12 protein-coding genes are annotated in these 16,832 nt (G+C 46.9%); 3 read left to right on the top strand and 9 right to left on the bottom strand.

From position 1 onward, the window contains the following. Positions 1 to 371 precede the first annotated feature (371 nt). From rpsB to ACNFVB_RS03220, 9 genes are all read right to left on the bottom strand, one after another. Entirely contained in the window at positions 372 to 1,151 is a 780-nt protein-coding gene (gene rpsB / locus ACNFVB_RS03260; protein ID WP_192995952.1) for a 30S ribosomal protein S2, read from the bottom strand. 467 nt (positions 1,152 to 1,618) lie between these two features. Further along, a complete protein-coding gene (locus ACNFVB_RS03255) occupies positions 1,619 to 2,068 on the bottom strand; it encodes a chemotaxis protein CheX (RefSeq protein ID WP_430738082.1) in 450 nt (149 codons plus the stop codon). 39 nt (positions 2,069 to 2,107) lie between these two features. Then, entirely contained in the window at positions 2,108 to 2,557 is a 450-nt protein-coding gene (locus ACNFVB_RS03250; protein WP_075102027.1) for a chemotaxis protein CheX, read from the bottom strand. A gap of 29 nt (positions 2,558 to 2,586) precedes the next feature. Beyond that, the gene (locus tag ACNFVB_RS03245) at positions 2,587 to 2,949 is read right to left on the bottom strand and encodes a response regulator (RefSeq protein ID WP_075102026.1); all 363 of its coding nucleotides are present in this window, start codon (positions 2,947 to 2,949) and stop codon (positions 2,587 to 2,589) included. 59 nt (positions 2,950 to 3,008) lie between these two features. Then, positions 3,009 to 5,237 (bottom strand): ATP-binding protein, encoded by a 2,229-nt coding sequence (locus ACNFVB_RS03240; protein WP_430738081.1) that lies wholly within the window; start codon positions 5,235 to 5,237, stop codon positions 3,009 to 3,011. A gap of 12 nt (positions 5,238 to 5,249) precedes the next feature. Further along, a complete protein-coding gene (locus ACNFVB_RS03235) occupies positions 5,250 to 6,122 on the bottom strand; it encodes a substrate-binding periplasmic protein (protein ID WP_430738080.1) in 873 nt (290 codons plus the stop codon). 325 nt (positions 6,123 to 6,447) lie between these two features. Next, positions 6,448 to 7,707, bottom strand: coding sequence for a multidrug effflux MFS transporter (locus ACNFVB_RS03230; protein ID WP_430738079.1), 1,260 nt, complete (start codon positions 7,705 to 7,707; stop codon positions 6,448 to 6,450). A gap of 254 nt (positions 7,708 to 7,961) precedes the next feature. Then, entirely contained in the window at positions 7,962 to 8,774 is an 813-nt protein-coding gene (locus ACNFVB_RS03225; protein ID WP_430738078.1) for a crotonase/enoyl-CoA hydratase family protein, read from the bottom strand. Positions 8,775 to 9,121: 347 nt separating this feature from the next. Then, positions 9,122 to 12,571, bottom strand: coding sequence for an ATP-binding protein (locus ACNFVB_RS03220; protein WP_430738077.1), 3,450 nt, complete (start codon positions 12,569 to 12,571; stop codon positions 9,122 to 9,124). A gap of 553 nt (positions 12,572 to 13,124) precedes the next feature. Between ACNFVB_RS03220 and cysM the strand changes: the two genes are divergently transcribed. From cysM to rlmD, 3 genes are all read left to right on the top strand, one after another. Continuing rightward, a complete protein-coding gene (cysM, locus tag ACNFVB_RS03215) occupies positions 13,125 to 14,114 on the top strand; it encodes a cysteine synthase CysM (protein WP_430738076.1) in 990 nt (329 codons plus the stop codon). Positions 14,115 to 14,138: 24 nt separating this feature from the next. Further along, positions 14,139 to 14,963, top strand: coding sequence for a 3'-5' exonuclease (locus ACNFVB_RS03210; protein ID WP_430738075.1), 825 nt, complete (start codon positions 14,139 to 14,141; stop codon positions 14,961 to 14,963). Positions 14,964 to 15,071: 108 nt separating this feature from the next. Continuing rightward, on the top strand, positions 15,072 to 16,613 hold the full coding sequence (rlmD, locus tag ACNFVB_RS03205) for a 23S rRNA (uracil(1939)-C(5))-methyltransferase RlmD (protein WP_105244821.1): 1,542 nt from the start codon (positions 15,072 to 15,074) through the stop codon (positions 16,611 to 16,613). The last annotated feature ends 219 nt before the right edge of the window (positions 16,614 to 16,832 follow it).

Raw genomic sequence — 16,832 nt, 5'->3', positions numbered from 1 at the left:
CTGCTGACAACTTAAGAAAAACGCTCGTATTATCTGCTTATTAATAAAAACAAATCATGACATCCAGCGACTCTACCCACTGGAGTAAACGATAATACTCGTTTGGCCAGTTTATGATAGATGACGATCATGTCATCAGCATGTATTTAATATATTTTATGTAATAGCAGTTATTGATTGAGGGCGTTTGACAGCCATCATTTCATCACGTTATGTAATAGCCCTGGTTTCAGCACTATTATTTAACAACAAGGCATGACGAGTAAAACTGCATCATGCCTACTACGAGCTTATCATTAATGACTTTATATGGACGCTGCTAGCGGTGCTATCAAGACATCCTTACAAAGTAACACTTTTAATGCAGCGAATTATTCAGCTGGCGTTGCTGCTTCTTCTGCATTGGCTTCTTCGGCAGGTGCTTGCTCAGCTTTGCCGCCCGCTTGAGTCTGTGCGTATTCTTTACCAGCGATGATCGCATCAGCCATAGACGTGACGTATAGAGTCACAGCACGGATAGCATCATCGTTAGCTGGAATAACGTAGTCAACGTTGTCTGGGCTAGAGTTGGTATCAACGATACCGATTACTGGGATACCAAGGTTTTTGGCTTCTTTGATAGCGATCGCTTCGTGATCTACGTCTACCACAAAGATAGCGTCAGGTAGGCCACCCATGTCTTTGATACCGCCTAGTGAACGCTCAAGTTTTTCCATATCGCGAGTACGCTCAAGCGCTTCACGCTTGGTCAACTTAGCAAAAGTACCGTCTTCTGATTGCTTCTCAAGCTCTTTTAGACGGCTGATTGACTGACGTAGCGTTTTCCAGTTGGTCAACATACCACCCAACCAGCGATGGTCGACGTATGGCATGCCAGCGCGCTGGGCTTGCTCACGGATAATACCGCTAGCGGCACGTTTGGTACCAACAAACAATACTTTGTTTTTCTTGGCAGCTAGGCCGTTTACGTAAGTCAACGCTTCGTTGAACGCTTTTACGGTGTGCTCTAGGTTGATGATATGAATTTTGTTACGTGCACCAAAGATATAAGGACCCATTTTTGGGTTCCAAAAACGTGTTTGGTGACCAAAGTGAGCGCCGGCTTGTAGTAAGTCGCGCATTTCGATTTTGGTTGGGTTGTTTGTAGCCATGTGAAATATCCTGTTGGTTGGGTTATGCCTCCACATCACAAAAACTGCCTATCTAGCAACACGCATCTGCCTGTGGGTCATGCCTATAATCATGGCACGGACCTAACTTGCAAATTAATCAAGTCGCCAAACACCCAGCAATTTTTTGCCATGATGTGTGTGTCATTGGTTAGTGTAAAAAAGAAGCCATGTTGGGTTTTAGCAAAAAACTCAAACCCCTCCTATAAAGCAAATTATAGAAATAGCTGCGCCGTATTTTATCATATAACGCCTCACAACCTCCAGCGCTTTATGAGGACAAACCGCGATTTAACAACTCGTGAGCCTCACGCCTCAAATCGTCGTATCAAAAAAAAGCGATACCATTGTATCGCTTTTTACTGTTGTCGCTTTTTTGTCGCTTTTCGTTGAAGCAAAGCGATAAACGAGACGCTATCAGTTGATTGTCGTTGATCAGTTAATTGTCATTAATTGATGCAGATACCGATGACGGCCTTGTGACCACGCCAGGTAAAGGGCGTGATATAGCTTTGCCGATCTTTGGGTAGATACGACACGTTAGGCGCGCTCTCGACGATGTGCGGCGGCGAGATAATAAACTCTGACCCAAACTCCGTCCGAGCGTTACCAGAGATGGTGTTGGCCATCTCTCCGAGCAAGTCCTTCAACATCGTAATAGAGGAGTCGGTCTCGCCCATCGCCTGAACCACCGCACGCAGCATCGCGCTTGGCGCACTGACATAGACGCAGCCTTGTAGCGGACCTGAGATTTTGATAACGCCGCTGTAGTCATAGCCTACCGCTGTCTTATTGTTATTTAAATAAGGCGTATCGATGTCTACTTCTGTCCCATCAATCTGCGTAAAAAACGCATTAATCGAACTTAAAAACACGCCCAATTTTTCTACTTTAATCATAATAACGAACATCCGTATTAAAACGTAATAGCGAGATCATCAGTCCTGCAAACAGACCACAATCTCACCGACTTGCGAATGCCAAGTAATCGGGATAATAAAAGAACGCTCATCGTTTGGTAGCACGATACTTTTGGGCGCTCCTTTAAACACAAACGGTACCGAGATATGAAACTCTGAGCCAAACTCAGTACGGGCGTTGCCTGCGATGGTATTGGCAACCTCGCCTGCTAGATCAATGTAATTGTCATCACTTTTATCAGTCTCGCCCATGCTATCTAGTAGCGAGGACAACAACTTGTGAGTCGCCGAAAAATACACCACGCCTTTTTGACCACCAGAGATGCCAATCACACCAGTGTAGTCATGTACTTTGGGCTGTTTGTTTTCTAGCAAATACGGCGTGTCAGCGACGAGCTCTTCTCCACCAAACTGATCAAAATAATTGCTAATGATGTTTAAAAAAATCTGTAGCTTTTGTTCTTTCATATAGACATTACTCAAGTCGTTGAATGGTATTAATCTTGCACCAGCTCGTGCAAAGACTCTACAAGCTCTTCTTCTGAAAACGGCTTGCACAAAAACCCACTGGCACCAAGCGATAGCGCCTCAATCCCCGTGGCCTTATCAGACAAGGCAGATACGACTAAAATACGGACATCAGGATCAGTGGCGATGATTTTTTCGATACACTCCAGACCATCCATTTGCGGCATGGTCAGATCCATGGTGATCACATCAGGACGATGGATATTAAACTTCTCTAGCGCCTGCACACCACTGGTCGCAGTAGCGACCAGCATAAACTCACCTGAGTCATACGCACGCTGAATACGGTTTCTAATGATATTAGAATCATCAACAATCATTAATTTATGCATAACCTATTACCTGTAATGAGGCACATTGTTGTGGTGCACAATATGCCTAACCTCTCTTATTAAGCTTTTGGTAGTGTAATGACAAATCTTGTCATTTTGCCCCGTTCACTATTTACATTCAGCTTGCCGTCGTAGTCCTTGACCAGTGATTTGATGATATCCAAACCCACGCCGCGGCCACCGTCTTCATCAGTGTCTTCTTTGGTAGAAAAACCTGAAGAAAACAGCTGCTTGAGCAGGTCGCTATGCGTCAGCTGACTTGCTGCTTCATTATCGACGTGGTTTTCTGCCACCAATTTATGACGGATACTGTCGTAATCGATGCCTTGACCGTCGTCCTGCACGATGAGCATAACCTCTTGGCCGTTGTCTTGTACTTCTAGATCAATCTTGCCTGCTGTTTCTTTACCGAGCGAATGACGGACGCTGGGTGCCTCGACACCGTGCACCACGGCATTTCGTAGCAGCTGGATACCAATCTCTTTGATGGGCTTGGCTAGATGCTCTGGGATATTGACTTGGGTCAATGTATGGCTGTTGAGCTGTACTTGCTTGCCCTGTCTTGCAGCGATATCTTTGGCAAAATCTCGATAAAAAGACAGCTGGTCTTCACCTGCATCATCACTCAAATCGATATCTTGACCGCCATCCAAACTGATGTTACCAATCGATAAGCTGGTTGGCTGGCTTTTGGGTGCGGTACTCTCAGCAAGCGGCCTGCTTTGCTGTGCCACGGCATCACTTAATGCGGTGGTAGAGGTAGTAGCGGGTTTACTAGCGGCAGGCTCCGAGCGATTGATCCGCTCACCTAGCGTGGCAATGGTGTTCGATAGGCTGAGTAAGTCATCTAGATGTACCGCCAATGGCAAGAAGTCATTACCTGATAGCTGACCTTGGTTTTGTAAGGCATGCAACTTGTCTTCGGCATCTGAGGCAATCTTGGTAAAGCTGTGCAGTTTTAGCGCTGATGCTTCGCCTTTTAGACTATGCATTTCGCGATAAATGGCTTTTAGTTTGGTTTCGAGCTCGTATTGTGAGCTACCAGGATTTTTTAAGATGTTGTTCATCTTATTGATATGCGCATCAGTGTTGGCGATAAACTCATTAATGATCTTAGGATTTACATTTAAGATGGTGGTGAGCATCTCGATTTGCATGTCGTTTTGCGAGCGCTCTTTTTCTAAGCGCTGCTCTAGGTAGACGGCATCAGAGACATCATTGACGTTGACCAAAATACGGGCGATGTCTTTTTTGTCATAAACGCGTGAGAATTTAAAATCCAAGAAGCGGCTATCAGCGCCTTTATTTTCACCGGCGTTGTGTAGCATGACCTTATGTAAAGGGTTTAGTGAATCCACCAGCTTTTCTTTGACGCGCGGGTTGTATAACTGCTCGATAAACTGCTTGGTGGTGTTTAGGTCTTTATCAGAGATACGACCACGTAAGACACTGGTAAAGTTCTCACCTGCCAAATTGTCAGCACCGATGATGCCATTGAGGGCACGAGAGTGCTGTTGACCAATCTTTAAGTCTTTATCCAGCAAGAATAGACCAGTATTGACCGTTTCCATGATTTCTTGTGTTTCGCGGCGCGCAGCAGCAGCTTCGGCATCGGTCTCACGTAAGCGGCGCACAAAGAAGAATACGAAAATCAAAAAGTAAGCAAAAATCGCCGCAACACCTAACACCTGAATCAGACGAATGGTGGTGGCTTGGCGCTCTGCATTACTAAATACGTCGCGTGTCAGATTATCTAACGAGTCGTTGATCAGCAAACTGGAGGTTTTGGCTTGCTCAACCGCTCGAGTCAAGTCATCTGCCGACGGCACCATGATATTATCAGCGTCTTTTAGATAGGTCTGAATCTTGGGCTCTAGCGCCTGCCATTGTTCTTTGGCAGCGGCAACATTGGCTTGGGCGCTATCATCAACCTTTGGCAGATTATAGCTTTCGCCTGTACTGTCAGTAACTCTACCGCCTTGCTCAATAGCAGAAAGAGAGTTGGTAATCAGTGCTGTGTTTTCTTCTAAACGGCTCAATACCCGCTGAATATGCGGCGAGCTCGTGTCTTCACCATAACTGTTATCTAAGTCAAAAAGATCTTTGATGACCGACTGCGCACTATTGGCGACTTGGTTGGTCTGGTCGATCAAAGCGGTGTTTCTTTCTAACAGGCTGGAGGTATAAAAGGTAAAGGCTAGCAAGGCACCGATGAGTGATAAAAACAGTGCAATAGAGATGATCAGACCTTGATAGCGCTTATTGTCGATATTTGGTGTGGTTGCCATGTTTGAAAATCCTTAATTCGCTTGAGTAGCAGTCGGTTCACTGTTGGTGCCTGGCTCCGTTGAACCCAACCACTTTTCTTCAATCTCTTTAAACGTCCCTTTTTCTTTTAGCTTAGTAATACCTTCATTGACATTTTTAATAAGCTCGTTATTACCTTTGGCCATCAGTATGACTTGTTGCGCCGATGGGTTGTCTTCACTCTCGTAGGGAACGATAGTGACGTCGTATTCTGGATGATTTTTCGCTGTGTACTGCAAAATCGGCAAGTCATGCAGAATTACATCAACGTTGCCTTGCATCAGATCTTCATACAATAAAAAAGCAGTTGCTCTAGTAGACATCTGACTATACTTGCCCATTGCTCGGAGCTGATCATCTTGCTTTGAGCCTTCCATAGCGGCCACGTGCATCCCCTGCAAATCCTGTATGTCATTAATTTCTACATCACTTTTGGTATACATAATAGAGGATGGATTAAAGAAGTATGGCATTGATAAACCGTATCTTGCCGCTCGATCGTCTTTATAGGAGATGCCAGAGATTGCCAGATCACGCCTTCCTGACTCCACGCTATCAAACATGTTTTGCCACGTTTCTTTATAAAACTCGACTTTAAACCCTTGTTCTTCACCGATAGCACGAATTGAGTCAATATCAATACCCTGCATGTTTCCATAATCATCTTGCAATGAAAAAGGGGGCATCGTACCTGTTGTCGCTACTTTTAGTGTCGGTGCTGTATCCGGCAAGTTACTTACAAAACTGTCTTCATTTTTTGTCACTGGTGTGCCAGCTGTATTGGTATTTTCTGTGGTAGAGGAATTACCACAACCAAATAAACCGACGCTTAATATAACTGGTAATACTCGATATAACTGCATCATGTTTTGTCCTTAAAGTTGCAACGCTTGTTGTCTTAACATCACTGTATGGTAACTGTCAGTTTCAAAAAACCTTACATTGTAAACATAAAGTTACAATCTACACTAATTTTTTTCCAATTGAAATATTTCTGATAAATTTGTTTGGTAACAACAAACTATTTATTTTCAATCAACTACGATTAAACATGACACCTCAGTCATTATAAGGCGTGTCTTATAAAAGCATCAGGCTCTGCATTAACCACGCGTAGCGCTCATGTATCAGAACCCTTTTATTAAGACAAAAAAAACACCCAATATTGGGTGTCTCAAAAACTTGCAGCCGCTACTCTGCGTCATCGAGGTCTAGATCACGATCTATCTGCCAGATTAAAAACGCACCCAAACTCATCAGGACAAAAAGTGCAATACCCATTTTTAACACTGGATTAAGAGGGAATAAGTTTAATAATAAACCACCAAAAATACCCACTGAAAACATCAGCGAGCCTTGCAGCGCGCTTGCCATACCCGCACGCTGCTTTTGAAAAGCCAGCGCAATCGCCGAGGCGTTTGGCTGGGTCAATCCCAAGCCTGCAATACAAAAGAAAATACACGCCAGCACCAGTGGCAACCAAGCATCGGTCCCCAAAAATATACCGACAAAAAACAACGTGCCGGCAGAGAGCACCTGCATCATCGTCCCGAAACGTAATATGCTCAAGATACGAAAGCGATTGGTCAACCACTGGTTCAACTGAGTCAAACCTACAAACCCTGCTGCATTCATTCCAAACAACCAGCCAAAGTGCGTGGCCGAGACGCCATAAGTGTCCATAATTAATTCAGAAGCTGAGCTGATATAGACAAACATCGCACCCATCAACAGCCCGCCACCGATCGCAGGGTAGTTAAAGCTGGGATCTTTTAATAAGTCCCAATACTGGCTGAGCACTTCTCTGGCAGGGCGTACGTTACGGTTTTCTTCGGTAAGGGTTTCAAAAAAGAAAAACTTGGTGAGCAGTAAGTTCAGCAGCCCAAAGGCGGCCAAAAACCAAAAGATAGAGTGCCAATTAAAAAACTGTAAAAAGAGTGCGCCCAAAGAAGGCGCGAGTATCGGTGCCAGACCCATCACCAAAATCATAATCGAAAAAGCTTTTGCGGTTTGCTTGGCTGTTAGACGATCTCGAATGGCAGCTCGAGTTACCACTGCCCCAACGCAGGCACCAAGAGCCTGCATGGTACGGCCGACAAACAACACATACTCATTATTCGTGGTGGCACAGATAACAGAAGCAATCACATAAAGCGTCATGCCCATATACAGCGGCTTGACTCGACCAACGCGATCGCTAAAGGGGCCGTAAAACAACTGACCAAATACCAAACCCACAAAATACGCTGGGACTGAGTTGGCCATAAAGGCGGTTGACACACCAAAATCGTCTGCCATTGACGGTAACGCAGGCAAATACATATCAATAGATAATGGTCCTACTGCAACCATCAACCCCAGCATCATAATCCATGCAACAGGCAGATCAGCAGAACGTACTCGTTCAGCGGTGATAGGTTTCTTTGAAAGAGAGGATTTTGGGGCAGACATAGTTGGACCGTTTATATAGTGATGATTACTTAAGCGCTTGTAAGATGCATGAAATAGATGTTTTTAACGACAATAGTGCATTTTTATCCAAATCTGTGCAAGCTGACAGTGTTATATCGTGCTGTCTACTCGTATTTCAATAGCCATAACACGCGACTTAACAACTAAAAACAATCAATATAAAGCATAAGACTCTGTCTAAATTTTTCTACCTCTGATGTAAACCCTTATGATTTATGACTCATTATAAAAGACTAGCGAAACTGTCGCTTGGCAAAGGTGGTGCTGGCTTGCTTGACTTTTCTAAGGGCCAGCTTGCGATTGCGGCCCAGCATCATCTTAATCTGCCAGATCTTTTCTTTATATAAGGTAGTCGCAGGCTGATGATGCATGGCATTAATTACGCGTTTGCTTGCTAGCACAGCGTCAGGAGAGCGCTCGGCAAACTCAGCGGCGAGCTGCTGTGCTTGCTCAAGTGGCGTCTCACTACAATGACTGATTAATCCTAATTCTTTGCCGTCAGTAGCATTAATGATGCGCGCCGTCATAGCCAGCTCTTTGAGAACGTCTTCTCGTACCACGCCATACGCCGATTGCGTCAATCCCATATCTGGCACCAGTCCCCATTTGGCCTCCATGATAGACAGCTGACAATCTGGATGGCTAATACGCACATCACAGGCCAATGCCAGCTGTAACCCAGCACCAATACAGTAGCCCTCTAAGACGGCGATGACCGGTACTGGCACATCACGCCAGACCAAGCAAACACGCTGAAACGAGCTTTGCCATGGCTTCACCAGCTCCCAAATGGCAAAGGCTTGGTTTTTGGGATGGTTCAAGTCGCCCAAGTCGATACCGGCACAAAATGTCCCTTCTGCACCGTTTAAGATGACCGCGCGTATCGTTTTGTCTTTACTAATGCGACCTGCTACGGCGATCAGCTCATCGATGACTTGAAAGCTCATGGCGTTTTTTTTGTGCGGACGATTTAGCGTCACAGTGAGTATATTATCAGTGACACTCACTTGTAGCGTTTCGTATTGGTAAGTTGCAATGGCGTTCATAACGATCCTTATTTATGAATGGGTAAAAGATAGACTGATAGCGATAATGTTAGCAGGCTTATCCATATCCTACCTTAGCAATAACTGACTGCCACGATACTTTATAGCGAGACTGTATTGTCAATCCTACATAAAAGAAGTACGTGATTTTTTGCGCGCGCCTGGTATCAGTTTTGCTTGCTGTGCGATGCAGACAGATGCTGCGTAAAATCACTCTCAGTCGCACGATATTTATTTTATGGTGGATCGATTATATGAGCATGGCAACATGAAGTCGCGCTTTTTATTGTTTCCCCTCACTATTCCTCAGTCACTATTACTTCATCACTGCTCCTAAACCACTACTCCTAAATCATTTTCCACGTCATGTCGTTTTCGCTTAGACGATGGTAATTGAGCTGCGGATAAGCGGACAAATCTAGCGTTTGCAAATTATTTAATGCGGTCAGTAGCGCTTCGTAATAAGGCTGGAGCATGGCAAACTGCGCAGGCGTGGTATGCTGGATATTTAATAAACACTTATCTTCTAAATCTTGGCTGGCCTGACGCAGCTGCGGCACGCCAGTATAACGGCTACCACCCAATATACGATGGGCAATCTGCGCCAGCATACTACGGTCACGCGCCTCCCATGCTTGAGTCAACGCTTGCTTTTCATCATTGATGGTATCGAGCATCATGATGATCAGCTTGGCTGCCAGATCAGGCTTGTTGGCTGAGCGAGTCAGCGCATCTTGCCAGTCCAAAATCTCTGAATGTGGGCTGTCTATCGCTGTATCCTTTTGCTCCTGCGGCCGCGCGGCTAGATCAGTATTTGGTTCGCTGGCATGATCCCTCGACCCTGATGGCGGACTCAGCAACGGCGCCTGTCCTTGCTTTTGTAAGCGTAAGCTGTCGTAGCGCGGCTGAGTCTCTCGCGGTGTCTCTCGTCTATAGTCTTCGCGCGGCTGACTGTCACGTAAATAGTCATCACGGATTTTTTTGAGTGATAATGGTCGCGTTATTTTTGGCGGCTCGCTGGCATCGGTAGTGCGCGCGCTTTTACTGACAGGATACGTGCTGGTCGTCGCGCCCAGCGGCCATTCAGAGAAGGTTTGCGCGTCAGTATCTGTGTGCGCGTCGGTGCGACTAGAGGCCGCATCCGTGTCTTGCAAGCCCAATCCATGTAGATTGGCCTCAGACAGCGCGGTTAGTTGCGGCGTGGTCGAGGTGCGGCCCAGCCATTTTTGCAGCACTTGCAGCAACTGCGGCTGACTAATAGGTTTGCCGACATAGTCGTTGATACCACTGGCTATCAGCTTGTCACGCTCATCAGCTAGCCCATGCGCTGTCAAGGCAATGATAGGAATGTGACTGTCATCGCTTTCGATACTGCGGATTTGCTTGGCCGCTTCATGCCCAGACATACGCGGCATTTGGATATCCATAAATATCAAGTCGATGCTATCTTTGTGGGTGTCTTTATAATTGTCTTGATTGCTGCCTTTATCTTCATTGACCGTCTCCTCTGCATACAGCACAGAGTTTGACTTTTTGCTCATGTCATCTCGCGCTTCGGCTTTAGAGAGCTGGGTTTTGTTTGACAGGCTTTGCTTTTGGTTTTTGGCAGTTTTCAGGTTTTTGGTTTGCTGCTTACTGATAATCTCTATCGCATCAAAGCCGCTACTGGCGGTGACGACATGAATACCCAGCTCGCTAAGCAGCGCATCGAGTACCAAGAGATTGGGCAGATGATCATCCACTGCCAACACCGTCACCCCTTTCCAGCGCGGCTCTTGCAGACTCGTTGGCTGGCGGCGATTTTGTGTATCGAGCATGGCATACAGCTGCCTTTTATCCAAAGGCTCATATAAGATATTGGCATGATAACGGTTGAGCAGAACCTGATCGGCGGCCACTTGATAGCCAAAGACAGCAAGCTTGCCCTGATAGTGCAGACGAATTTGTCTTAATAGTGCCATCATATCGTCTTGGGTATCATCATCGACGATGACCCAGTCCCAGTAGTTACCACGCTCTTTTAACGACTCAAGCACACCTGGCAATGAGTTGGCTTGGGTCAGCTGAATTGGTAGATATTGCAGACTGGCTTTGAGCACTTGTATCGAGGCTGGATGGTTGATCCACACCAGCACATTAAACTCATCAGTCTCGCTAGCAAGCGGCGCGAGCACAGGCAGCTCAATTGTCTGCCCTGTCGCTGCCTCGAGCACATCGACGTGCGCTGGCATCCGAAACCAAAACGTCGCGCCTTGATTGGCAATGTTTTCTTGCGCATTGTCATAAAACCCAATATCACCGCCCATCAATCGCGTCAGCTGCTTGGAGATGACCAAACCCAGCCCAGTCCCACCATACTGACGCGTAATAGAAGGATCGCCTTGACTAAAGCTTTGAAACAGCATTTTTTGATCAGCAAGCGAGATGCCCTTACCGCTGTCTTGCACACTTATCATCAGATAATTATCACGGTGATCATCAAGGCTGACCCGCACCACCACATCACCACTGTCGGTAAACTTAATCGCATTGCCAACGATATTGGTCAGTACTTGCTTGAGGCGTAAGGCATCGCCATTGATACGCATCGGCACATCGTTATAAAACAGCACTGCCATGCGCAGGCCTTTTTCGGCGGCGACTGGCGAGAGCATATCGACCACATCATAAATGGTGTCATAAAGATCGAACTCATGACGATCAAGCACCAGCTTGCCCGCCTCGATTTTAGAAAAATCTAAGACATCGTTGACCAGCGCCAGCAGATGCGCTGAGGATTTACGAATGGTCTGTACGTACAAGTCTTGCTCAGGATTTAGCTCGCCGTGACGCGCTAGTAGGTTGATAAAACCATCAATACTGTTGAGCGGGGTGCGTAGCTCGTGACTGATATTGGCCAAAAACGCCGATTTGGCTTGGCTGGTTGAGATGGCGGCATCACGCGCGTTTCTGATCGAGATGTTTTGCATTTCCATCTCATCAAATGCCAAACGCAAGTCATCCTCAGTCTGCTCGGCATGGTCTTTGAGGTCTTGAAAGCTTCTGTGCAAGCGGCGCAAAGTATTGACCAAATCTTGCTGCAATAAATTTAGCTCGCCATCCGACTCCACCGGAATCGGCTGATATAAATTGTCTACGTGAGTGCGCTGCAACTGCAAGCGCAGCTCATAAATCGGTGCGATCCAGCGTTTTGAGTAAATATTTAAACTCAACAGCAAAATCAGGATGGTAAACAACCCCGTAATCACTAGCGCCATGGCGATGCGATAACGCGCGATATACAGCGGCTCGTTGTCCATATCGACGAGCAACCACAGCCGCTGCCCTTCAAACTCACCAAGCACACTGCCATAAGCGGTGCCAATCGGCGTGGGTTTTTGCGAGATAAATTGCGCTGAAGCATCAATCAATGGCCAAGGCTCATTGAGCCCATAACCGACCGTGGCCAGCACCTTATTGTCTTCATTGACAATCGCGATGCGCTGCACGTGCTGTTCGGACTGCATGCGGCCTAGCCTGTCACGAATGCCCTCTAGCGTCGAGACGGCAGCCTTGGAGGCACTGCCCGCCTGCTGGCGCTCTTGCTCTAACAGCTCAGGAATCAGATCTGCAATCTCTGGGGTATAACGAATCAGCACCGCCTCGGCCAACACTTCTTGCTCAGAGTCGCTGGCACGCATGGTCTCATGAAACACCAAAATACCGCCGACAGCGGCCAATATACATATCGGCAAAAACACCAATATGATCAGCTGACCATAGGCGCTACTGGTATCAAAACGTTTTTTGTGTGCCATGCAAGCTCGCTCTCATCTCAATGTTTTGCTAGGGCGTGTCCTCTTTTTAAAACAATGATAAAAACAAGATAAGATGACTATCAATTGAATGGAGGACATACGCTAGGTTTATCACAGCGACTTTGCGCCATCGCGTCCTGTACTATAGCGCTATCGTTATCACTTGGCTATAGCTATCAGTCGTTGGGTATCAGTCGTGGCGATAAGTGCGGTGGCTGCATCATAACGCCTCTGAATCATACAAGTATTTTAACAGTATTTGTCTCAACTACCATTTATAAGCATCATTCATTTACCAAAATTTCTGCATGCATTCAGCGTAGGCAAAAACAAAATGATATAATGGCGCAGCTTTTTACTTGCCGCTATTTTTGCGCGCTGTCATGCCCGTTTGGCGACAGTTTCATCGTATGCATCGGTAGACGAGCGTTTGCATGCACGGCGACAACGATAAAAAACTGTCGTTGATTTTAGGCAATCAAAGTCAACACGGTCACGCTTTGCAAGTGCATAAATCAGGTTTGAACATTCATATTAACAATAAGGGTATCTTATGTCAGCTACGGCCACGTCAAACGCCACCTTCATCTCTCAAGTTACCGCCCTTGCCGATTGCGTCGGGCAGACACCCTTGGTGAAATTGCAGCGCTTGCCTGAGCAAGAGCAGATTTCTGGTGGCACATCGGTCTTGGCCAAGCTAGAAGGCAATAACCCAGCAGGCTCGGTAAAAGATCGCCCAGCATTTAACATGATTTATCAAGCAGAGCTGCGCGGTGATATCAAGCCAGGTGATATGCTGATTGAGGCCACCAGCGGCAATACTGGTATTGCGCTCGCCATGGTTGCCGCCATGCGCGGCTATCCGATGACGCTACTCATGCCGACCAACTCAACCCAAGAGCGCAAAGACGCCATGACGGCTTATGGTGCCACCCTCATCGAGGTCGATGAAGGCATGGAAGCGGCGCGCGACTTGGCTCTGCAGATGCAAGCCGATGGCAAAGGGATTGTGCTGGACCAGTTCAACAACCCTGACAATAGCCAAGCGCATTATCTCACCACAGGCCCTGAGCTTTGGACACAAACAGACGGTAAAATCACTCACTTTATCAGCTCTATGGGGACCACAGGCACGATCACTGGGGTGTCTCGCTATCTAAAAGAGCAAAACCCAGATATTAAGGTGATTGGTCTACAGCCTGATGAAGACGCCTCTATTGCAGGCATCCGCCGCTGGCCTGCTGAGTATATGCCGGGTATCTTTGATGCTGATTTGGTCGATGAGGTGATGGATGTCGATCAACATATCGCCGAAGTCTATATGCGCAAACTGGCCAAAACCGAAGGCATTTTCGCTGGCGTATCATCTGGGGCAGCAGCATGGGCGGCGCTACAAGTCGCCAAAGCCAATCCAGACGCCGTCATCGCCTTTATCGTCTGCGACCGCGGTGATCGTTATTTATCGACTGGTTTATACAATGTAGATGACGACAAGGTTAATGACAACAATGTCGTTAACGGTACAGAAAACGCCGCACAATAAGCAAACAATTAATTAGGTTTACCTATGTCACAAGCCTTACCATCCGACCCGATACTGGTCTTTGATATCGAGACCATTGCCGATACTGATGCGGCGCGCCGTATCTATCCACAGTTGGCTGAGCTTAACGATGCCGATGCCCTCAGCGCACTGACAGCGATACGCACACAAGAAGCGGGTCATGATTTTATGCGTCTGCCGCTGCAGCGTATCGTCTGTATATCAGCGCTGTATATCAATGACGGTCAGTTTTCTTTGTTTTCTTTGACGGCGGACAAATTTAGCGAAAAAGACATTCTTGCTAAGTTTTTTCGGGCATTTAATGATCTTGAAAAACTGCCGCAACTGATCAGCTGGAACGGCTCTGGCTTTGATATTCCGGTCCTTATTTATCGCGCCATGCAGTATGACTTGGCAGCGCCGTGGCTATTTGAAGAAGGCGAGCGCATCAAAAACATGCGTTTTGATAATTATGTCAATCGCTTTCATACTCGCCATTTAGACTTGATGGATAGATTTAGCCAGTATGGTGCCAGTCGCCGCGAAGCCATGGATGTGGTCGCAAGCCTCTACGGTCTGCCTGGCAAGACCAGTGTCGATGGTAGCATGGTGGGCGATCTGGTTAATGAAGCAGATTGGCAGACACTGTCGATATATTGCGAGTCTGATGTCATGAATACGTGGCTGATTTACTTGCGCTGGTTACGACTAACTGGACAGCTGTCTTTGCAGGATTTTGATATATGGCAGCAGCAGAGCCTGACTTATTTAAGACAATATACCCAAGCAGATGGTCGCCCACGTCATCATGAGTTTATCGCTGATTGGTCGTCGGCACCCGACGCTTAAACCCTGTGATTGACCATCCGATATTACCGCAGTGCTATGAGCAAAGCTATACACAGTAGCACTCACCCTTATTTTTCGTTATTTATCATTTATTATTAAGGCAGGTTTATGCAGCCCACCGATTCAAAGACTTCTACGGCACCCGAGGCGACGACGCCTGAGAGCGCTCGCCAAACAATCACCATTCCGCCCAACAAAAAAAAATCCAAACCCTCTTCAAAGACACGTCGACGGTTAAAAGAAGCCGAGCCGCTGCCTTTTTCGATTGATGGTCTATCACATGATGGTCGCGGCGTGGCGATATATGGTAATGGCTTTGGCGTAGATGACGGCCATATCGAAGACAAGCACGGCAAAAAAGTCTTTGTCAGCTTTGCCTTACCAGGTGAGAGCGCTTTAGTGAAGTTGACCAACAGTCGTGCCAGCTTTGAAGAAGGCGACGCTGTGAGTATTACGGCCAATCCAAATCCTGAGCGCGCGGTTCCGCCCTGCCCGCATTTCGGCGTCTGCGGCGGCTGTAGCTTGCAGCATTGGCAGCCAGATGGCCAAATCAATTTTAAGCAATCAGTACTGGCAGAGATGCTCATCCATCAGGCCAATGCCGAGCCTGATACTTGGCTGGCGCCTGTGGTCGGTGATCGCCTCGGCTATCGCACCAAAGCGCGCTTAGGCGTACGCTATGTCGCCAAAAAAGAAACGGCGTTGGTCGGATTTCGAGAGCGCTCTAGTAACTTTTTGGCGGAGCTAAACGAGTGTCATATTCTAGACCCGCGTATCGGTTTTGAGATTGAAAACCTAAAAGCACTGATTAGTACTTTAGAGAGCCGTGACAAGATTGCCCAGCTTGAGCTGGCGATGGGTGAACAAATAGACGGGCTACCAGACGGCAACCAGCCCGTTGCTTTGATCGTACGCAATTTAGCGCCGTTGTCAGAGGCGGATGTAGAAAAGCTAAAGGCGTTTTTTGCAGCGCGCAGCTGGCAGTTGTATCTACAGCCCAAAGGTGCTGATAGCATTCAGCGTATCGCCTTGAGCGCTGATGATGATATGAGTCAGCAGTTTGGACGTTTGTATTATCAGCTACCCGAGTTTGACCTGACGTATGAATTTATTCCAACTGACTTTACGCAAGTGAACTTATCCGTCAACCGTCAAATGACCAAGCTTGCTTGCGATTTGTTGGATTTAAAAGCAGGCGAACGGGTACTGGATTTGTTTAGTGGACTGGGCAACTTTAGTCTACCCTTAGCGCGGCTTGTCGGAGAGACAGGCTCGGTGGTCGGCGTAGAAGGCAGTGACGCAATGACCGCGCGCGCCGCAGACAACGCCCGCCGTAATGGCCTTAACAACACAGAATTTTATAGTCAGGATTTGACGCATGATTGCTCAGATCAGCCGTGGGCCAACCAAGGCTTTGATGCGCTCTTGATCGACCCACCACGCTCTGGCGCGTGGGAAATTATGCAGTATCTGCCTAAGTTCAACGCTGAGCGCATCGTTTATGTCTCTTGTAACCCAGCGACGCTCGCGCGCGACACCAAGGCTTTATTAGAGCAAGGCTATCGCCTGACGCATGCTGGGGTGATGGATATGTTTTGTCATACCGGTCATGTAGAGTCCATTGCCCGTTTTGAGAAGGTTGCGGTTTGATATTACCGGCGTGTCCTTATCAAAAAAGAACACGCTGTCTTTATTAAAAATATAGATAATATCGCGAGGCAAACCCGCTAGTTCAACCTATCAACAACAGACATTACATAGCCTCGCTTGATTTGTCGCCTCAAAATGAGATAATAATAAACAATCTTCCTATGTCTACTCTATCAGCACATGGCGAAGACGTGCACTCATAGCTTTATATATTTTATT

The organism is Psychrobacter sp. VH5 (genome assembly GCF_050572635.1).
GTDB lineage: Bacteria > Pseudomonadota > Gammaproteobacteria > Pseudomonadales > Moraxellaceae > Psychrobacter > Psychrobacter celer.
This window is presented reverse-complemented; position numbering and strand designations above follow the sequence as displayed.

Bases quoted from the DNA above. Each gene is read 5' to 3' on its own strand.
- rpsB (WP_192995952.1), bottom strand. From the start codon at position 1,151: ATGGCTACAAACAACCCAACCAAAATCGAAATGCGCGACTTACTACAA.
- ACNFVB_RS03255 (WP_430738082.1), bottom strand. From the start codon at position 2,068: ATGATTAAAGTAGAAAAATTGGGCGTGTTTTTAAGTTCGATTAATGCG.
- ACNFVB_RS03250 (WP_075102027.1), bottom strand. From the start codon at position 2,557: ATGAAAGAACAAAAGCTACAGATTTTTTTAAACATCATTAGCAATTAT.
- ACNFVB_RS03245 (WP_075102026.1), bottom strand. From the start codon at position 2,949: ATGCATAAATTAATGATTGTTGATGATTCTAATATCATTAGAAACCGT.
- ACNFVB_RS03240 (WP_430738081.1), bottom strand. From the start codon at position 5,237: ATGGCAACCACACCAAATATCGACAATAAGCGCTATCAAGGTCTGATC.
- ACNFVB_RS03235 (WP_430738080.1), bottom strand. From the start codon at position 6,122: ATGATGCAGTTATATCGAGTATTACCAGTTATATTAAGCGTCGGTTTA.
- ACNFVB_RS03230 (WP_430738079.1), bottom strand. From the start codon at position 7,707: ATGTCTGCCCCAAAATCCTCTCTTTCAAAGAAACCTATCACCGCTGAA.
- ACNFVB_RS03225 (WP_430738078.1), bottom strand. From the start codon at position 8,774: ATGAACGCCATTGCAACTTACCAATACGAAACGCTACAAGTGAGTGTC.
- ACNFVB_RS03220 (WP_430738077.1), bottom strand. From the start codon at position 12,571: ATGGCACACAAAAAACGTTTTGATACCAGTAGCGCCTATGGTCAGCTG.
- cysM (WP_430738076.1), top strand. From the start codon at position 13,125: ATGTCAGCTACGGCCACGTCAAACGCCACCTTCATCTCTCAAGTTACC.
- ACNFVB_RS03210 (WP_430738075.1), top strand. From the start codon at position 14,139: ATGTCACAAGCCTTACCATCCGACCCGATACTGGTCTTTGATATCGAG.
- rlmD (WP_105244821.1), top strand. From the start codon at position 15,072: ATGCAGCCCACCGATTCAAAGACTTCTACGGCACCCGAGGCGACGACG.